This is a genomic window from Marinobacter sp. F4218, from assembly GCF_019443085.1.
In the GTDB taxonomy this organism is placed as follows: domain Bacteria; phylum Pseudomonadota; class Gammaproteobacteria; order Pseudomonadales; family Oleiphilaceae; genus Marinobacter; species Marinobacter albus.
Map to the genome: position 1 here is coordinate 1 of NZ_JAHZIL010000004.1, position 14596 is coordinate 14596.

The following is a 14596-nucleotide window of genomic DNA, read 5'->3' on the forward strand; positions in this document are numbered from 1 at the left end:
CGATTTCTGGCCCGCCTCAGTGGCGTTCCCCTCGAAAGAGATGCGCATTCTACAGACCTGCTCAGAGGTGTCAACGGTTCGTTTTAAGTTTTTTCAAAAGCCGTCATTTTCCCGATCAAAAGACCCCATCAGGCACGCCCTGAAACGACCAGAAGATCTACAGTTCTACATTAACCGCAGCCGCTGCACGCCGAGCTTTTTCCCGGGCCTCCTCGATACTCTCCCCGCGTGCCAGCGCCACACCCATACGGCGACGGCCCTTCAGTTCCGGCTTCCCAAACAGTCGCAACTGGGTATCCGGTTCAGACAGGGCGCTTTCGATGCCACTGAAGGCGACGTCCGACGACTCTCCCTCCGGCAGAATGACTGCCGACGCCGAGGCGCCGTTCTGCCGAATCATTGGAATCGGCAAACCCAGGATCGCACGGGCGTGCAATGCGAATTCGGACAGGTCCTGGGAGATAAGGGTAACGAGCCCCGTATCGTGTGGGCGCGGAGACACCTCAGAGAACCAGACGTCATCTCCCTTAACAAACAGCTCCACCCCATAAAGACCAAAGCCGCCAAGATTCTCAACTACCGCCCTCGCAATCTCCATGGACCGATCGAGGGCGGCGGCCGACATCGGCTGCGGCTGCCAGGATTCCCGATAGTCCCCATCCTCTTGCCGGTGGCCAATAGGATCGCAAAAAGAAACACCATCACGGTGCTTAACAGTCAGCAAGGTGATTTCATAGTCGAAATCCACAAACCCTTCGACGATGACCCGGCCTTTGCCTGCCCGGCCACCGGACTGGGCATACTCCCAGGCAGCCTCGACATCCGAGCCGGACGTGACAGTGCTCTGCCCTTTACCGGAGGAACTCATCACTGGCTTGACGACAAGGGGCAACCCGACTTCGTCGACGGCGGCCAGATACTCCTCCCGCGTCCCGGCAAACCGGTACGGCGAGGCGGGCAATCCGAGCTCTTCAGCCGCAAGCCGGCGTATGCCCTCACGATTCATGGTCAGGTTCACGGCTCGGGCGGTCGGTATGACCCGATAGCCTTCGTTCTCCAGCTTCACCAGCTCGGGAGTGGCAATCGCCTCGATCTCGGGAACGATAAGATCCGGCCTCTCCTGCTCAATAATGCTGCGCAGGTTACCCGCATCCAGCATGTCGATCACATGGCTTCGATGGGCCACCTGCATGGCTGGAGCATTGGCATAGCGATCGACTGCAATCACTTCCACGCCGTAGCGCTGCAACTCGATAACCACTTCCTTGCCAAGCTCGCCGGAGCCACAAAACAATACCTTGAATGCGCCCTGCTTGAGGGGGGTGCCGATTCGAACCGTGCTGGTGCCTTCTGTCATGTCGATGTCTGCCTGAATGTCTATGGTTGGGCGTGTTTACTCATTTCTGCCGCTATAGCGCTACCTTTTCTTCGCGAATGGCAACCTTGCGCAGAACCTCCCTACGCTCCTCATTGGTCATCTGGGTCCAGCGAAGAATCTCATCGCCAGTGCGCTGACAACCGATGCACATATCGTTTTCATCAAGAGCGCAAACCTGAACGCAAGGCGAGCGAACTTTATCTGCAACGCTCATCGCTCGGGCTCACACACTTTCAGCTTGTCCTGGTACCGAGCACCGTTCTGCACGTAATGCTGCGCGCTCATTTCCAACATCTTCTTCTGGCTGTCGTTCAGTTCGCGCTTGATCTTGCCGGGGGAGCCCACAACCATCGACCCGTCCGGAATCTCCATCCCCTCCGGAATCAGTGTATTGGCGCCGATCAGGCAATGCTTTCCAATCTTCGCGCCATTAAGGACAACCGCGTTGATTCCGATCAGGCTGTAATCCCCAATCTCGCAACCATGAAGCATCACCTTGTGACCGACGGTCACACCTCGACCAAGGGTCAGCGGGATGCCGGGATCGGTATGAAGAACGGATCCATCCTGGACATTGCTTTCCGGGCCGATGGTGATCAGCTCATTGTCACCTCGAATGACCACGTTGAACCATACACTGGCCTTCTCCATCAGGCGCACACTGCCAATCACTGTCGCGTTTTCGGCAACAAACTGACCCTCTCCCTCCAGCACAGGCGTTCGGTTGTCCAGCTCGTAAAACATGTCAGCCTCCTCGGGGCGGTTCCAATAAATCGATACCGGCATCGTACACAGCGTTCATAAAATCGACCAGAACCACCGCCGATAACCCCCATATCTGATAACGCTCCCAACGATAACAGGGGACATAGAACGTGTGGTTCAGGAAGTTCAGCGCATCCGTACGCTCCCGACGGTCTTCGTGAAAGAACGACAGGGGTACACGAAATACGCTCTCAATTTCATCCGGATTGGGCTCCAGAGGGTGATCCACCGGAATCACTCCGACATAAGGAGTGACCAAAATGCCGTAGCGGGACATCACCTGACTGAGAGGCGCAATTACCTCGACGTGCTCTGGTGGCAAACCGATCTCTTCATGGGTCTCCCTCAGAGCGGTGGCCGCCAGAGATGGATCCCCGGGGTCTCGCTTCCCCCCGGGATAGGCAACCTGCCCCCGGTGAGTGCTCAGATTCGAGGATCTCAACGTAAACACCATTTCCGGGTTACGATGATCGTCCGTCACCGGAACAAGGATGCCGGCTTCGGGATAATCCAACGCCAGTTGTCGGGGTGCGTAGCCAGCCAAACGCTCGGCGAGTAAATCACGCAAATTGTAGCTCCGTGGAACTTCAGAATGTTGGATGAGACACAGGCAGCCACGATGGTTAAACTGACTACCAAACCAATTTCCAGTATACGGGGAATCACATGAAGTACTGCAGCACATGCGGCCATCCGGTTGAACAACGCATCCCCGAGGGGGACAACCGCCACCGCTATGTATGCATCAGCTGTGAAACCATACATTACCAGAACCCGCGTATTGTCGCCGGGACGGTTCCAGTATGGAACGGGAAAATCCTGTTGTGCCGCAGGGCCATCGAACCACGTTACGGATACTGGACTCTGCCTGCCGGGTTTATGGAGAACGCCGAGACCACCATCGAAGCGGCCGCCCGGGAAACTCTGGAGGAAGCCCTCGCTGAAGTGCATATAGAGGGCTTGTATTCGATCATTGATGTGCCACACATCAACCAGGTCCACATGTTTTACCGGGCAACCCTCAAGAATGACCAATTCGGTGCCGGCGAAGAATCGCTCGAAACCCAATTATTTGAACTCGAAGACATTCCCTGGGATGAACTGTCGTTCCCGACGGTCCGGAAAACCCTCGAGCTGTTTATCGAGGACTTCCGCAAGGAGTCCTTCGGAGTACACGTACAGGACATACGCCATCCAATGTCAGGTTCCACTGCCAGACGGTGATCACATCGCCTCCATCCGGTAGACCTCGTAGGCAGGCTCCTCATAGGGGTGGGCCTGCTTGAGGGCTTTGAGGGCCTCCCCCACCACACTGTCGTCGCAAACCAGCTCGACCTTGTACTCATCCACAACTTCCAGGGCGCCTTTTTTACCCAGAAACGGATCACTGCCTTCCAGCGGTCGAAATTGCCCCTGCCCGACGCACTGCCAGGCACAACAATCGTAATCGCCGATTTTTCCGGCGCCAGCCTGAAACAATGCGCGCTTGGTCTTTTCAAGGTGAGTTTCGGGTACGAAATAGCACAGTTTGTACATAACCAACCTCCACAAATACGGATATTTTTTGTACAGATTAATGGCTTAGCAACTTACCCACAGAATCTGTGGATAACTCTGGGGAAAGTTTTGGGGAACACGCCTCTCACCCCCGTAATCACTGCACTTCCGTTAAATTGGCGACAAAATCGCCCAATTACTTTTGTATATATTTTTCAATAGCTTATATGCAAAGAACAAAAATTGAACCAATTTCTCATTCTTTGTACACAGAACACTCAGGGAAGCACCAGGAATGTGCATAAAAATACTGAGTCAAGTTCATTTTTGCCTATTTTACGAATTTTATCCCTTGAAAATCGCTCCAGAGCCGGGGGCCCAAAGACAAAAAAGCCGGCCGTGAAAAATGCCTTCAACAGACACCTTCCAGGACCGGCTTTTTAGCCAGGGGGCTTAACCGAACCAGCGCCTCGCATTCCTGAACATACGAATCCAGGGACCATCTTCCTGCCAGCCTTCTGGATGCCAGGAGTACTGAACCGCCCGGAAAACCCGCTCGGGATGAGGCATCATGATCGTGACCCGGCCATCGCGAGTGGTAACACCGGTAATGCCGCCCTCCGACCCGTTCGGGTTGAAGGGATAGCGCGACGTGGCCTGGCCTTTGTTGTCCACGTAGCGAATGGCAACCAACTCGCTCTCGGTCAGACCTGCGGCCGAACTTCCGCCCGCAAACTCTACCCGGCCCTCCCCATGGGCGACCGCGATCGGCATGCGCGATCCCGCCATACCATCAAGGAATGCCGATGGTGAAGACATCACTTCGGTCATCACCAGGCGCGCCTCGAACTGCTCGGACTGGTTGCGGACAAACCTTGGCCAGCCTTCACTGCCCGGAATCAGTTCGTGCAGGTTGGAAAGCATCTGGCAGCCATTGCACACCCCAAGCGTCAGGGTGTCCTGACGGTTGAAAAAGGCAGCAAACTGGTCGCGAACCCGGTCGCTGAACAGGATTGACTTGGCCCAGCCTTCGCCGGCTCCCAGTACATCACCGTAGGAGAAGCCGCCGCAGGCGACGAGACTGTTGAAGCGTTCCAGCGTCACGCGACCGGACAACAGGTCGCTCATGTGAACATCCACGGATTCGAAGCCGGCACGATCAAACGCCGCAGCCATTTCGACCTGACCGTTCACGCCCTGTTCGCGCAGAACCGCTACCTTCGGGCGGGCTCCCTTGCTGATGTAGGGCGCGGCAACGTCGTCATTGATGTCGTAGGTCAGATCTGCACTGAGCCCGGGATCGGAGGCATCCAGCAGATTGTCGAATTCCTCCTGGGCGCAATGCGCGTTGTCCCGCAGCGACTGGACCCGGTAACTGGTCTCGGCCCACAGGCGCTGGAGGGAAACCCGTGATTCATCAACCACCGTTTCCCCTTCGAAACTCAGACGCAACTGATCGTCGTCGTTCAGGGTGCCGATTACGCTGGTGTGATCGCCCAGGCCAGCGGCGGAAAACTGCTGCAGAACAAACCTGGTGTCGTCACGACGGACCTGGATGACGGCACCCAGCTCCTCGTTGAACAACTCCCGAGCGAACTGGGACCCATCCTCGGCCAGCCCGTCCAGCTTGATATCAACCCCGGTATGGCCGGCAAAACACATTTCCGCCAGGGTCACGAACAGGCCACCGTCTGAGCGGTCATGGTAAGCCAGCAGCTTGGAGTCTGCGTTCAGGCCCTGGATGACCGCAAAGAAGGCCTTGATGTCCTCGGGATCGTCCAGATCCGGTGCAACGGCGCCCACCTGCCGATATACCTGAGCCAGCGCGGAGCCGCCGAGTCGGTTCTGGCCCGCCGCCAGGTCAATCATGATCAGATCGGTTTCACCGGCGTCGGTTACCAGTTGCGGCGTCAGCGTCCGGGCCACGTCAATGACAGGGGCAAAGCCGCTGATTACCAGGGACAACGGCGCGGTGACACTCTTCTGCTCGCCGCTGTCCTCTTCCCACATGGTTTTCATGGACATGGAGTCCTTACCAACGGGGATCGTAATACCCAATGCCGGGCAGAGTTCCATGCCCACGGCACGCACGGTCTCGTAAAGGTTCTCGTCTTCGCCCGGGTGCCCTGCCGCAGCCATCCAGTTGGCCGACAGACGAATGTCCGAAAGCTGGCCGATGGCTGCGGCTGCAAGGTTGGTCACCACTTCACCCACGGCCATACGCCCAGAGGCCGGCGCATCAATCACCGCAACCGGCGTGCGCTCACCCATCGCCATGGCTTCACCCGCACGGACATCAAAGGAACTGGCGGTGACGGCAACGTCGCTGACCGGCACCTGCCACGGGCCAACCATCTGATCCCGGGCAACCAGGCCAGTGATGGTGCGATCCCCGATTGTAATCAGGAAGCTCTTGGAACCTACGGACGGCAAACGCAGGACCCGGCGAATGGCATCGTGTAGATCAATCTTGGTGGAATCGAAGATTGGCTTGGTGAAGGAAGCGCGGCTCACACTGCGGTGCATGCGCGGTGGCTTACCGAACAGCACTTCCATCGGCAGGTCTACCGGCTTGTCGTCGAAATAGGAATCGCCCAATTCGAGATGATGGGATTCGGTCGCTTCGCCAATAACGGCATACGGGCAACGCTCGCGACGGCACAGGGCGTCGAATTGCTCCAGATTCTCCGGAGCAACGGCCATGACATAACGCTCCTGGGACTCGTTGCACCAGATCTCCAGAGGCGACATGCCAGGTTCGTCGCTCGGGATGTCCCGAAGCTCGAACTTGCCCCCGCGCCCGCCGTCTTTAACCAGTTCCGGCATGGCATTGGACAAGCCGCCGGCACCGACGTCGTGTATGAAACAGATCGGGTTACGGTCGCCCATCTGCCAGCAACGGTCGATCACCTCCTGACAACGGCGCTCCATTTCCGGGTTATCGCGCTGGACCGAGGCAAAATCGAGGTTCTCATTGCTTGAACCCGAGTCCATGGAGGAAGCTGCACCGCCACCCAATCCGATAAGCATGGAGGGGCCACCCAGAACGATCAATTTGGCACCAACCGGGATGTTACCTTTTTCGACGTGCTCCTCACGGATGTTCCCCAAGCCACCCGCGATCATGATCGGCTTGTGGTACCCTCGCACTTCTTCTCCCGCCGGTCCTGGCACCTTCTCTTCGAAGGTCCGGAAGTAGCCGGCCAGATTGGGTCGCCCGAATTCGTTGTTGAAAGAAGCCCCCCCAATGGGACCCTCGATCATGATATCCAGTGCGGACGCTATCCGCTCAGGCTTGCCATATCCAATTTCCCAGGGCTGGGGATCGCCTGGCAGATTCAGGTTCGACACAGTGAAGCCGGTCAGGCCCGCCTTGGGCTTGGAGCCGCGACCGGTGGCGCCCTCATCCCGGATCTCACCACCGGAACCGGTGGCCGAGCCCGAAGCCGGCGCAATGGCCGTCGGGTGATTGTGGGTTTCCACCTTCATCAGGATGTGGATGTCTTCTTCGTTGTACCCGTAGACACCGGAATCCGGATCCGGGTAGAAGCGACCACCACGGCTGCCACGAATGACTGAAGCATTGTCCTTGTATGCCGAAAGCACACCTTCACTGTTCATTTCGAAGGTGTTGCGGATCATGGCAAACAGCGATTTTTCCTGGCCTTCGCCGTCGATATCCCAGGACGCATTGAAGATCTTGTGCCGGCAGTGCTCCGAATTGGCCTGCGCAAACATCATCAGTTCAACGTCAGTCGGGTCACGCTGAAGATCGGTAAACGATTTCACCAGGTAGTCGATTTCATCGTCCGCCAGGGCCAGGCCCAACCGGGCGTTAGCTTCCACCAACGCTGAGCGACCGCCGGCCAGCACCGGCACGCGGCCAAGTGGGCGGGGCTCCTCATGGCTGAACAACAACTCAGCACCACCCATTTCATGGAACACTTTCTGGGTCATGCGGTCATGCAGCAACGCGGCAATTTTTTCACGCTGCGCCAGCCCCAGTTTACGATTGGCACGGACGTAGAAGGCGGTACCGCGCTCAATGCGGTGAATCTGGCGCAGACCACAGTTCCGTGCGATATCGGTGGCCTTGCTCGACCACGGGGACAAAGTGCCCGGTCGGGGTACGACCAGGAACAGGACGCCATCGGGATCTTCCACCTGGACGCTCGGACCGTAGGTCAGAAGCCGGTCGAGAATCGCCTGATCGGATTCGGAAAGGCTGCCCTCCAGATCCACAAAGTGCATGAACTCGGCATACACATGCTCGACTTCAGGTACAACGTCCTGAATTCGGGTATGCAGTTTGCGGGAGCGGAAGGGCGAAAGCGCGGGAGCGCCGCGAAGTTCAAGCATGATATCAACCTGTATCGCGCGAAACGGGGAAGTCTGGGTGCAATTTGAAAGGCCGCCATGATACTCGAAAGCGAGGTCGGGATACAGCGCCACTCGCCTTAATTCCGTCCTGTACAATTGACATTGTTTTGCATATTAATTAACCAGCTTTATTGACCAACGTAGCAGCAGCAACGATCATATATATGTGGAAGCGGAAGCCACAGCTCGTGACACACCGGATGCGTCCATTCCCCACTTACTGACGTATCCCGACGATCCAGCGGTAACGGAGCCTAGGGACTTGTTCAGAATTCTGACTGCTTTTGCGGCTGCGCCAACTCAGGCGGCACTCATGATCAGTGCTGTCGTTGCAGTTGCCGGCTGCTCGCGCCCAAGCACACTGCAGGAGGTTCTCGCAGAGGACGTGCTGCATGTGATCACCCGCGAAGCGCCCTCCATTTACTATGAGGGACGGGACGGGCCGACTGGCTATGACTACGAGCTGGCAAAGCTGTTTGCCGATGAGCTCGGAGTTGAGCTTCGGGTGCGCGTGGCAGAAGACAACACTGAAGTCCTTTCCGTACTCTCCAGGAACTACGCCCACATTGGGCTGGCCGGATTGTCTGGCCAACCGGGTATGGCGGATCAGTACAAGGTCCTGCCTACCGGCATCGCCGCCCAGTCTGTGGTGGTGTACAACCGGGATGTACCGCGCCCCGATTCCCTCAGTGACCTTGAGGGCCAGACTCTTCATCTGGTCGCAGAAAGCAATCACGAACACTTGCTCGAGGGTGAAGAATCCGGATTCGACTGGCAGGTGCACCCCGGTCTGGATCCGGCAGGCATTCTGGCGCGCGTGGAAAGCGGTGAATTCTCCTATGCGGCGGTTTCCTCCAACGAGCTGGAACTCAACCACGTATTCTTTCCCCAGGTAAAAGATGCTTTCTACGTGGGAGAGCCAGAGGAACTGGCATGGCTGTTCCCAGCAGACCAGGATGACACCCTGGTCAATGCCGCCAACCAGTTCCTGACAAAACTGCAAAGTGACGGCACACTCGCACAGCTTGCGGAACGCTTTTATGGGCACCTTGACCAACTGAACTACGTCGGTGCCCGGACATTCATGCACCACGTCGAAAACCGCCTGCCAAAGTACGAATCACTGTTCCAGGATTATGCTGCCGAGTTCGGGATAGACTGGCGCCTGCTTGCGGCCATCGGTTACCAGGAGTCGCATTGGCGCCCGAATGCTGTTTCTCCAACGGGCGTTCGAGGCCTGATGATGCTGACACGGAACACCGCGAGCTACATTGGCATCAACAATAGGCTGGACCCTGAGGAAAGCATCCAGGGCGGCGCCAAATACTTTCGCATGGTGCACAAGAAAATCCCGGACCGGATTCCGGAACCGGACCGGACCTGGTTTGCGCTCGCTTCCTACAACGTTGGTTTCGGCCACCTGGAAGACGCGCGACGACTCGCGGAGAGCGCCGGCAAGAGCCCGGATCGCTGGATGGATGTAAAAGAATTCCTGCCGCTACTGGCTCAGAAGGAGTGGTACACCAAAACCCGCTTCGGATATGCTCGTGGTCATGAGCCGGTGTTGTACGTGCAGAATATTCGCCGCTATTACGACGTCCTCGCTCGGATAACCGAGCGTAACCAGACGGATGCGATAAAACCGGGCGAGCTGGTCAACCTCGATTCCATGCCCCGGGGTTCGGGTTCCGCACCAAAAGCAGAGGCCCACCCGGAACTGCGAGCCGGCCTGCCACGCGAGCTGGGCATGATTCCCCCGACCCTCTAGCACTGTGCCGCGGCAGACTCAGCTGTCTTGCGAGCGGGTTTCCAGGGCCCGCTCCACCTGACCCGCCGAAAATCCTCTCCGATTCAGAAACCGGGCCTGCCGCACTTTTTCATCCCAATCCTCGTCGAGGTCTGACAACCCGAAGCGCTTCGCCCTGAGCGCCACGGCGCGACGACACCAGTCTTCCTCAGTCATCTCTGTGAGGCACTCGGGGGCATGGTGCACACCGCGCTGCTGGAGCTCACCCAGTATGCGTAATGGGCCATAGCCCAGATCCATTCTTTGGCGAGCATAGACATCGGCGAACCGGTTGTCGTCCAACCAGCCCTCGCCTTCATAGTCGTCCAGCACCGCTTCGATAATGGCGGCTTCAATCTTTCGCTGGCGCAGTTTCAACGACAGCTCCAGACGACTGTGCTCCCTTCTGGCCAAAAGCCTGAGAGCGGCGGCACGAGCCTTGTATTCCTGATCGTCCTGATTTTCCGGTTTTGTCATACAGCCCCTTCCCGCGTGCGCGTACAAAACGCTAGACTAGCCCCCGAATTCATTCTTGCCGGCATGCCCGGCAACGGTACCCGGCTTGCCGACACGAGCAGCCGATGGCCGGTGGCGGATAACTTTGCCCGACACCGAGGACTGGTTTCAATCCCGAAGGATACCTTTATGGCCGCATTCATCCAGAAACTCTTCAAGTCCCGCAAGTCTCCAGAAGCGACCGGAAAGGTCCGCAAGGAAGTGCCCGCACCGGATGCCCCGCAGGAAGATACGCGTGCCAGCCTGAGGGAGGCTCAACTGGAAACGCTCAAAGGCTCGCCCGAGCAGGCCCGGCTCGCCGAATTGGCCGTCGAGGGTGTTACCGCCGATATTCGTCTTGAAGCCGCGGGCCGACTGACAGATGCCGAGAGCCTCCAACAGGTCCAGAAAAAAGCCAAGGGTCGGGACAAAAGCGTCTACCAGTCGGTCCGACAGGCACTCCAGAAACTCCGCGAAGAGCAGGCGCGGCTGGAGAGCCTTTCGCAAACCATCACCACACTGATCAACCATGCCAAAGATCAGGCCCGAAGCGATGACACCAAGCTTTATGAAGCGCGACTGGGTGCCCTCACCCGCCAGTGGGCCGAGGTAGAAGCCCACGCCAACGCGGAGCAGGCGCAAAGCTTTCTCGAGGCAGTTCACCGCTGCAAGGAACGTCTGGCGGCGGTCCAGTCAGCGCAGGCGGATGAGGAACGTCAAGAAGAGCAACGACTCCAGCGAGAGGAAACCCTGGCCCTTCTTGCAAACACCCTGGACGACCTGAAGACCCAGTCGCCAGAGACTCTGCCCTCGCTGGCCTCTCTGGATGCTCTCCAGAAAACCCAGGAGAACCGCTGGCTGGAAGCCACACGGGATACCTCCGTGGACAGGCAACAGCAAAAGGCCTACGAGACCAGCATGTTGTCCCTGCGCAATTACATCAGCGCCGTCCGCCGTACCACCCAGGAAAAAGACACCCTTGCAGAGCTGACAGCGGCTAACGCCTCCGGTGATGACGGCGCCGATGAGCGTCGCGAACAGGCCAGGCAACTGATCCGGGAGATCAACTGGCCCGAGAACTTTCCCATGCCGGCGTTGCTCGAGTCGGTCCGACAACTGGCCGGAAAGCCCAAGCAGTCAAAACCGGCCAGTACGGAAGACCTTGAAAAACAGAAGGCCATTGCCGCCGAACTGGAAGCATCTATGACCAGTCTGGAGGCGGCACTTGAAGCAAAGCAGCTGAGGGAATCCAGGCAGCTTCTGAAGACAGTCCAACAACAGTTCAAATCCCTTGATCGCCGCCATGGCAAACCGTTCCAGGCCCGTATGCAGCTGCTGAACGGCCAGCTCAGGGAACTCAGTGACTGGTTGGGATTTGCGACCGAGCCCAAGCAGATTGAGCTTTGCGAACAGATGGAGTACCTCGCGGAACAACCCATGGAACCGGAAGCCAAGGCCGAACGGATCAAGGAGCTCCAGAATGAATGGCGCAATCTGGGGGGCTCCTCGGACCGCGCACTCTGGACCCGCTTCAAGGCGGCGTCTGATAAGGCATACGAGCCCTGCAAAGACTATTTTTCGGCAAAATCAGGGCTCAAACGCGCGAACCTGGAAAAACGCAAGGCCATTTGCGAGGAGCTGGAAACGTTCCTGAATCACGCCGACTGGTCCACCATTGACTGGAAAGCCGCCGAAAAGATCCACCTGACCGCTCGCCAGGAATGGAAGGCAGCCTGGCCGGTCGAGTTTCGGGAGAACCGGCAGGTCCAGAAACATTTTGACGACCTGCTGAAAAAGCTCGAGGCGCCCCTGGATCAGGAACGGCAGAAGAACGAGGCCCTGAAGCAGGAGATCGTCGACAAGGCAAACGCGTTGATCGATCATGAGCCGCTGCAAGACGCGATGAATCAGGCGAAAAACCTGCAGGCTGACTGGCAGGCCATAGGCATCACCCGTCACCGGGAAGACCGCAAGCTCTGGCAGGCGTTCCGCAAAGCCTGTGACCAGATCTTCGCTCGCCGCGATGCCCATCGAAACGAACAGCAGCAGGCGACACGGGCAGCCGACGAAGCGGCAGCCCCGGTGATCGAGGAAAGCCGGAAACTGTCCAGCGAGGACGACGGTTCTACCCTGTCGGATGCCCTCAGCAAACTGCATGAGCTTCAGGTTTCGGCACTTTCCGCCACCTTGAAAGACAAGGTTCAAGGCGAGAAGCAAAGACTAAAGCAGGCCCTGACGGAACAGCAATTGCGAGCGGATGTCAGTTACTGGCAATCACTGGTGATGGCACGCCTGGAGGGGCCAGCCGACGCGGCGCAGGTTCCCGGCCACTGGCCGGAACTGGCCGCCGGACAAGACAGTCTCGACCACGGTGAACTGGTCATTCGCGCCGAAATTCTTGGAGGGATTACGTCACCGGATTTCGATCAACAACGCCGGATGGAGATTCAGGTCCAGCGACTGGCGGAGGGAATGGGTTCGACCGAGCCGGCCAGCAACGAGTTCCGGGAACTGGAGAAACTGGTTGCACGCTGGTGCCTCCAGCCCGCAGACGCATCACCGGACGAAGCCCTGGCCAAACGCCTCAGCAATGCACTGGCAGCCGTGGTTCCGGGCTGACTGGCACGGGATCTCAGTTCCTTTGATGCTCCCTCACAAAATCCCTGGCCGCCTGCACCTCGGCCAGGGATTTTTCTTTCATGCCCTTTAATTCCTCATCGGTCAAAAAGAACACCATATCGATCGCGTGCCGGTAGTACCGGGCCGGAAGGTGGTTCAGCGCGACACACATCACGTCAGTCAGGTAATCCGCGTTGTCCGCATCCTCCCGGGTGGCGTCGATGGCATCCAGAACCAGCCGCTCATAAAAATTGTCGATGGCATCTCTGAGGGACATATCACTCTGCCTCCCACACTTGCGCGCCTTACTTTAACCATAGAAGTCACGCCGCTTCTTGTCATGGCAACTGAGCAGTTTCGCCAATGCAAATGGCAGCCGTCGTCATTACACCGGGTCCCTTCTACCGGCTATGGTTACGCCATCGGAAGTATTTTCTGACTCAACCATCATCAGAGGACAAACAATGACCACCGAGGCGTATATCTTCGATGCAGTCCGCACCCCGAGAGGTCGCGGCAAAAAAGACGGTTCCCTTCACAGCGTCAAGCCCATCACGCTGATGACAACCGTACTCAAAGCGCTGCAGGAGAGGAATAGCCTGGATACGGCGCAGGTTGATGACATCGTCATGGGCTGTGTAACCGCTGTTGGCGACCAGGGCGCTGATATTGCCAAGACCGCAGCGCTGGCCGCCGATTGGGATGAAAAGGTGGCGGGCGTCACCCTCAACCGTTTCTGTGCCTCCGGACTGGAAGCCGTCAACCTGGCTGCCATGAAAGTCCGATCCGGGTGGGAGGACCTGGTGGTTGCCGGCGGCGTGGAGGCCATGTCCCGCGTCCCCATGGGCTCTGACGGCGGCGCCTGGGCCACGGACCCGGAAACCAATCTGCACACCGGGTTCATGCCCCAGGGCATTGGCGCCGACCTGATTGCCACCATCGAAGGCTTCAGCCGGGAAGACGTCGACGGATTCGCGGTCAAGTCCCAGCAAAAAGCCGCGAACGCCTGGCAGAACGGCCATTTTGCCAAATCCATCGTTCCGGTCACCGATCAGAATGGCGTGGTCATCCTGGATCGGGACGAGCACGTTCGGGGCAATGCCTCCATCGACTCCCTGGCCGGCCTCAAACCATCGTTCCAGATGATGGGAGAAATGGGCTTTGACGGAGTGGCCCGGGAGAAATACCACTACGTGGAGAAGATCAACCACGTTCACCACGCCGGCAACTCCTCAGGAATTGTAGACGGCGCTACCGCCCTGCTGATTGGCAGTGAAGCGAAGGGCAAGGCCATGGGCCTCAAGCCGAGAGCCCGGATCGTCGCCACCGCCGTCACCAGCACCGACCCGACCATCATGCTGACCGGTCCGGCTCCGGCGGCCCGCAAGGCCCTGGAAAAGGCCGGAATGACCGTCGACCAGATTGACCTGTTCGAAGTTAACGAGGCCTTCGCTTCCGTAGTGATGCGCTTCCAGCGCGAGTTGTCGGTTCCTGATGAGAAAGTGAATGTTAATGGCGGTGCAATCGCCATGGGCCATCCGCTGGGCGCAACGGGCGCCATGATTCTGGGCACGCTGATGGACGAGCTGGAACGCCGGGAACTGCGTTATGGCCTCGCCACCCTTTGTGTCGGCGGCGGCATGGGGATTGCCACCATCATTGAACGCGTCTGAACC

At 58.1% G+C, this 14596-nt stretch carries 12 protein-coding genes; 4 read left to right on the forward strand and 8 right to left on the reverse strand.

Features of this window, described 5'->3' with window-relative positions:
• Positions 1-157 precede the first annotated feature (157 nt).
• The 4 genes from purT to K0B93_RS15345 are packed head-to-tail and all read right to left on the reverse strand — an operon-like array spanning position 158 to position 2711.
• Positions 158-1357 carry a formate-dependent phosphoribosylglycinamide formyltransferase gene (purT, locus tag K0B93_RS15330; protein ID WP_219868151.1) on the reverse strand — a complete coding sequence of 400 codons (1200 nt, stop codon included), beginning with the start codon at positions 1355-1357 and terminating at the stop codon, positions 158-160.
• Positions 1358-1409: 52 nt separating this feature from the next.
• Entirely contained in the window at positions 1410-1592 is a 183-nt protein-coding gene (locus K0B93_RS15335; protein WP_219868152.1) for a DUF1289 domain-containing protein, read from the reverse strand.
• Positions 1589-2122: a gamma carbonic anhydrase family protein gene (locus tag K0B93_RS15340; RefSeq protein WP_219868153.1), complete on the reverse strand. Its 534-nt coding sequence runs from the start codon at positions 2120-2122 to the stop codon at positions 1589-1591. The genes K0B93_RS15335 and K0B93_RS15340 overlap by 4 nt, the downstream gene beginning before the upstream one ends.
• Position 2123: 1 nt before the next feature.
• Positions 2124-2711 (reverse strand): NUDIX hydrolase, encoded by a 588-nt coding sequence (locus K0B93_RS15345; protein WP_219868154.1) that lies wholly within the window; start codon positions 2709-2711, stop codon positions 2124-2126.
• A 98-nt stretch (positions 2712-2809) separates the two neighbouring features.
• On the opposite strand from K0B93_RS15345, the gene K0B93_RS15350 reads away from it, so the two are divergent.
• Positions 2810-3367: an NUDIX hydrolase gene (locus K0B93_RS15350; protein ID WP_219868155.1), complete on the forward strand. Its 558-nt coding sequence runs from the start codon at positions 2810-2812 to the stop codon at positions 3365-3367.
• Here the strand turns inward: K0B93_RS15350 and K0B93_RS15355 are convergent, their stop codons facing one another.
• Both K0B93_RS15355 and purL read right to left on the reverse strand, forming a co-directional pair.
• Complete coding sequence (locus K0B93_RS15355; RefSeq protein ID WP_219868156.1) at positions 3368-3679, reverse strand: YqfO family protein; 312 nt, start codon at positions 3677-3679, stop codon at positions 3368-3370.
• 414 nt (positions 3680-4093) lie between these two features.
• Positions 4094-7999: a phosphoribosylformylglycinamidine synthase gene (gene purL, locus K0B93_RS15360; protein ID WP_219868157.1), complete on the reverse strand. Its 3906-nt coding sequence runs from the start codon at positions 7997-7999 to the stop codon at positions 4094-4096.
• 334 nt (positions 8000-8333) lie between these two features.
• On the opposite strand from purL, the gene mltF reads away from it, so the two are divergent.
• Positions 8334-9788, forward strand: coding sequence for a membrane-bound lytic murein transglycosylase MltF (mltF, locus tag K0B93_RS15365; protein ID WP_219868158.1), 1455 nt, complete (start codon positions 8334-8336; stop codon positions 9786-9788).
• A gap of 18 nt (positions 9789-9806) precedes the next feature.
• On the opposite strand, the gene K0B93_RS15370 is transcribed toward mltF, so the two are convergent.
• Positions 9807-10283, reverse strand: a complete 477-nt coding sequence (locus K0B93_RS15370; protein WP_219868159.1) for a regulatory protein RecX — start codon at positions 10281-10283, stop codon at positions 9807-9809.
• Positions 10284-10451: 168 nt separating this feature from the next.
• On the opposite strand from K0B93_RS15370, the gene K0B93_RS15375 reads away from it, so the two are divergent.
• Entirely contained in the window at positions 10452-12920 is a 2469-nt protein-coding gene (locus K0B93_RS15375; protein ID WP_219868160.1) for a DUF349 domain-containing protein, read from the forward strand.
• 13 nt (positions 12921-12933) lie between these two features.
• Here the strand turns inward: K0B93_RS15375 and K0B93_RS15380 are convergent, their stop codons facing one another.
• On the reverse strand, positions 12934-13197 hold the full coding sequence (locus K0B93_RS15380; protein WP_219868161.1) for a late competence development ComFB family protein: 264 nt from the start codon (positions 13195-13197) through the stop codon (positions 12934-12936).
• A 187-nt stretch (positions 13198-13384) separates the two neighbouring features.
• On the opposite strand from K0B93_RS15380, the gene K0B93_RS15385 reads away from it, so the two are divergent.
• Positions 13385-14593: an acetyl-CoA C-acetyltransferase gene (locus K0B93_RS15385; RefSeq protein WP_219868162.1), complete on the forward strand. Its 1209-nt coding sequence runs from the start codon at positions 13385-13387 to the stop codon at positions 14591-14593.
• The last annotated feature ends 3 nt before the right edge of the window (positions 14594-14596 follow it).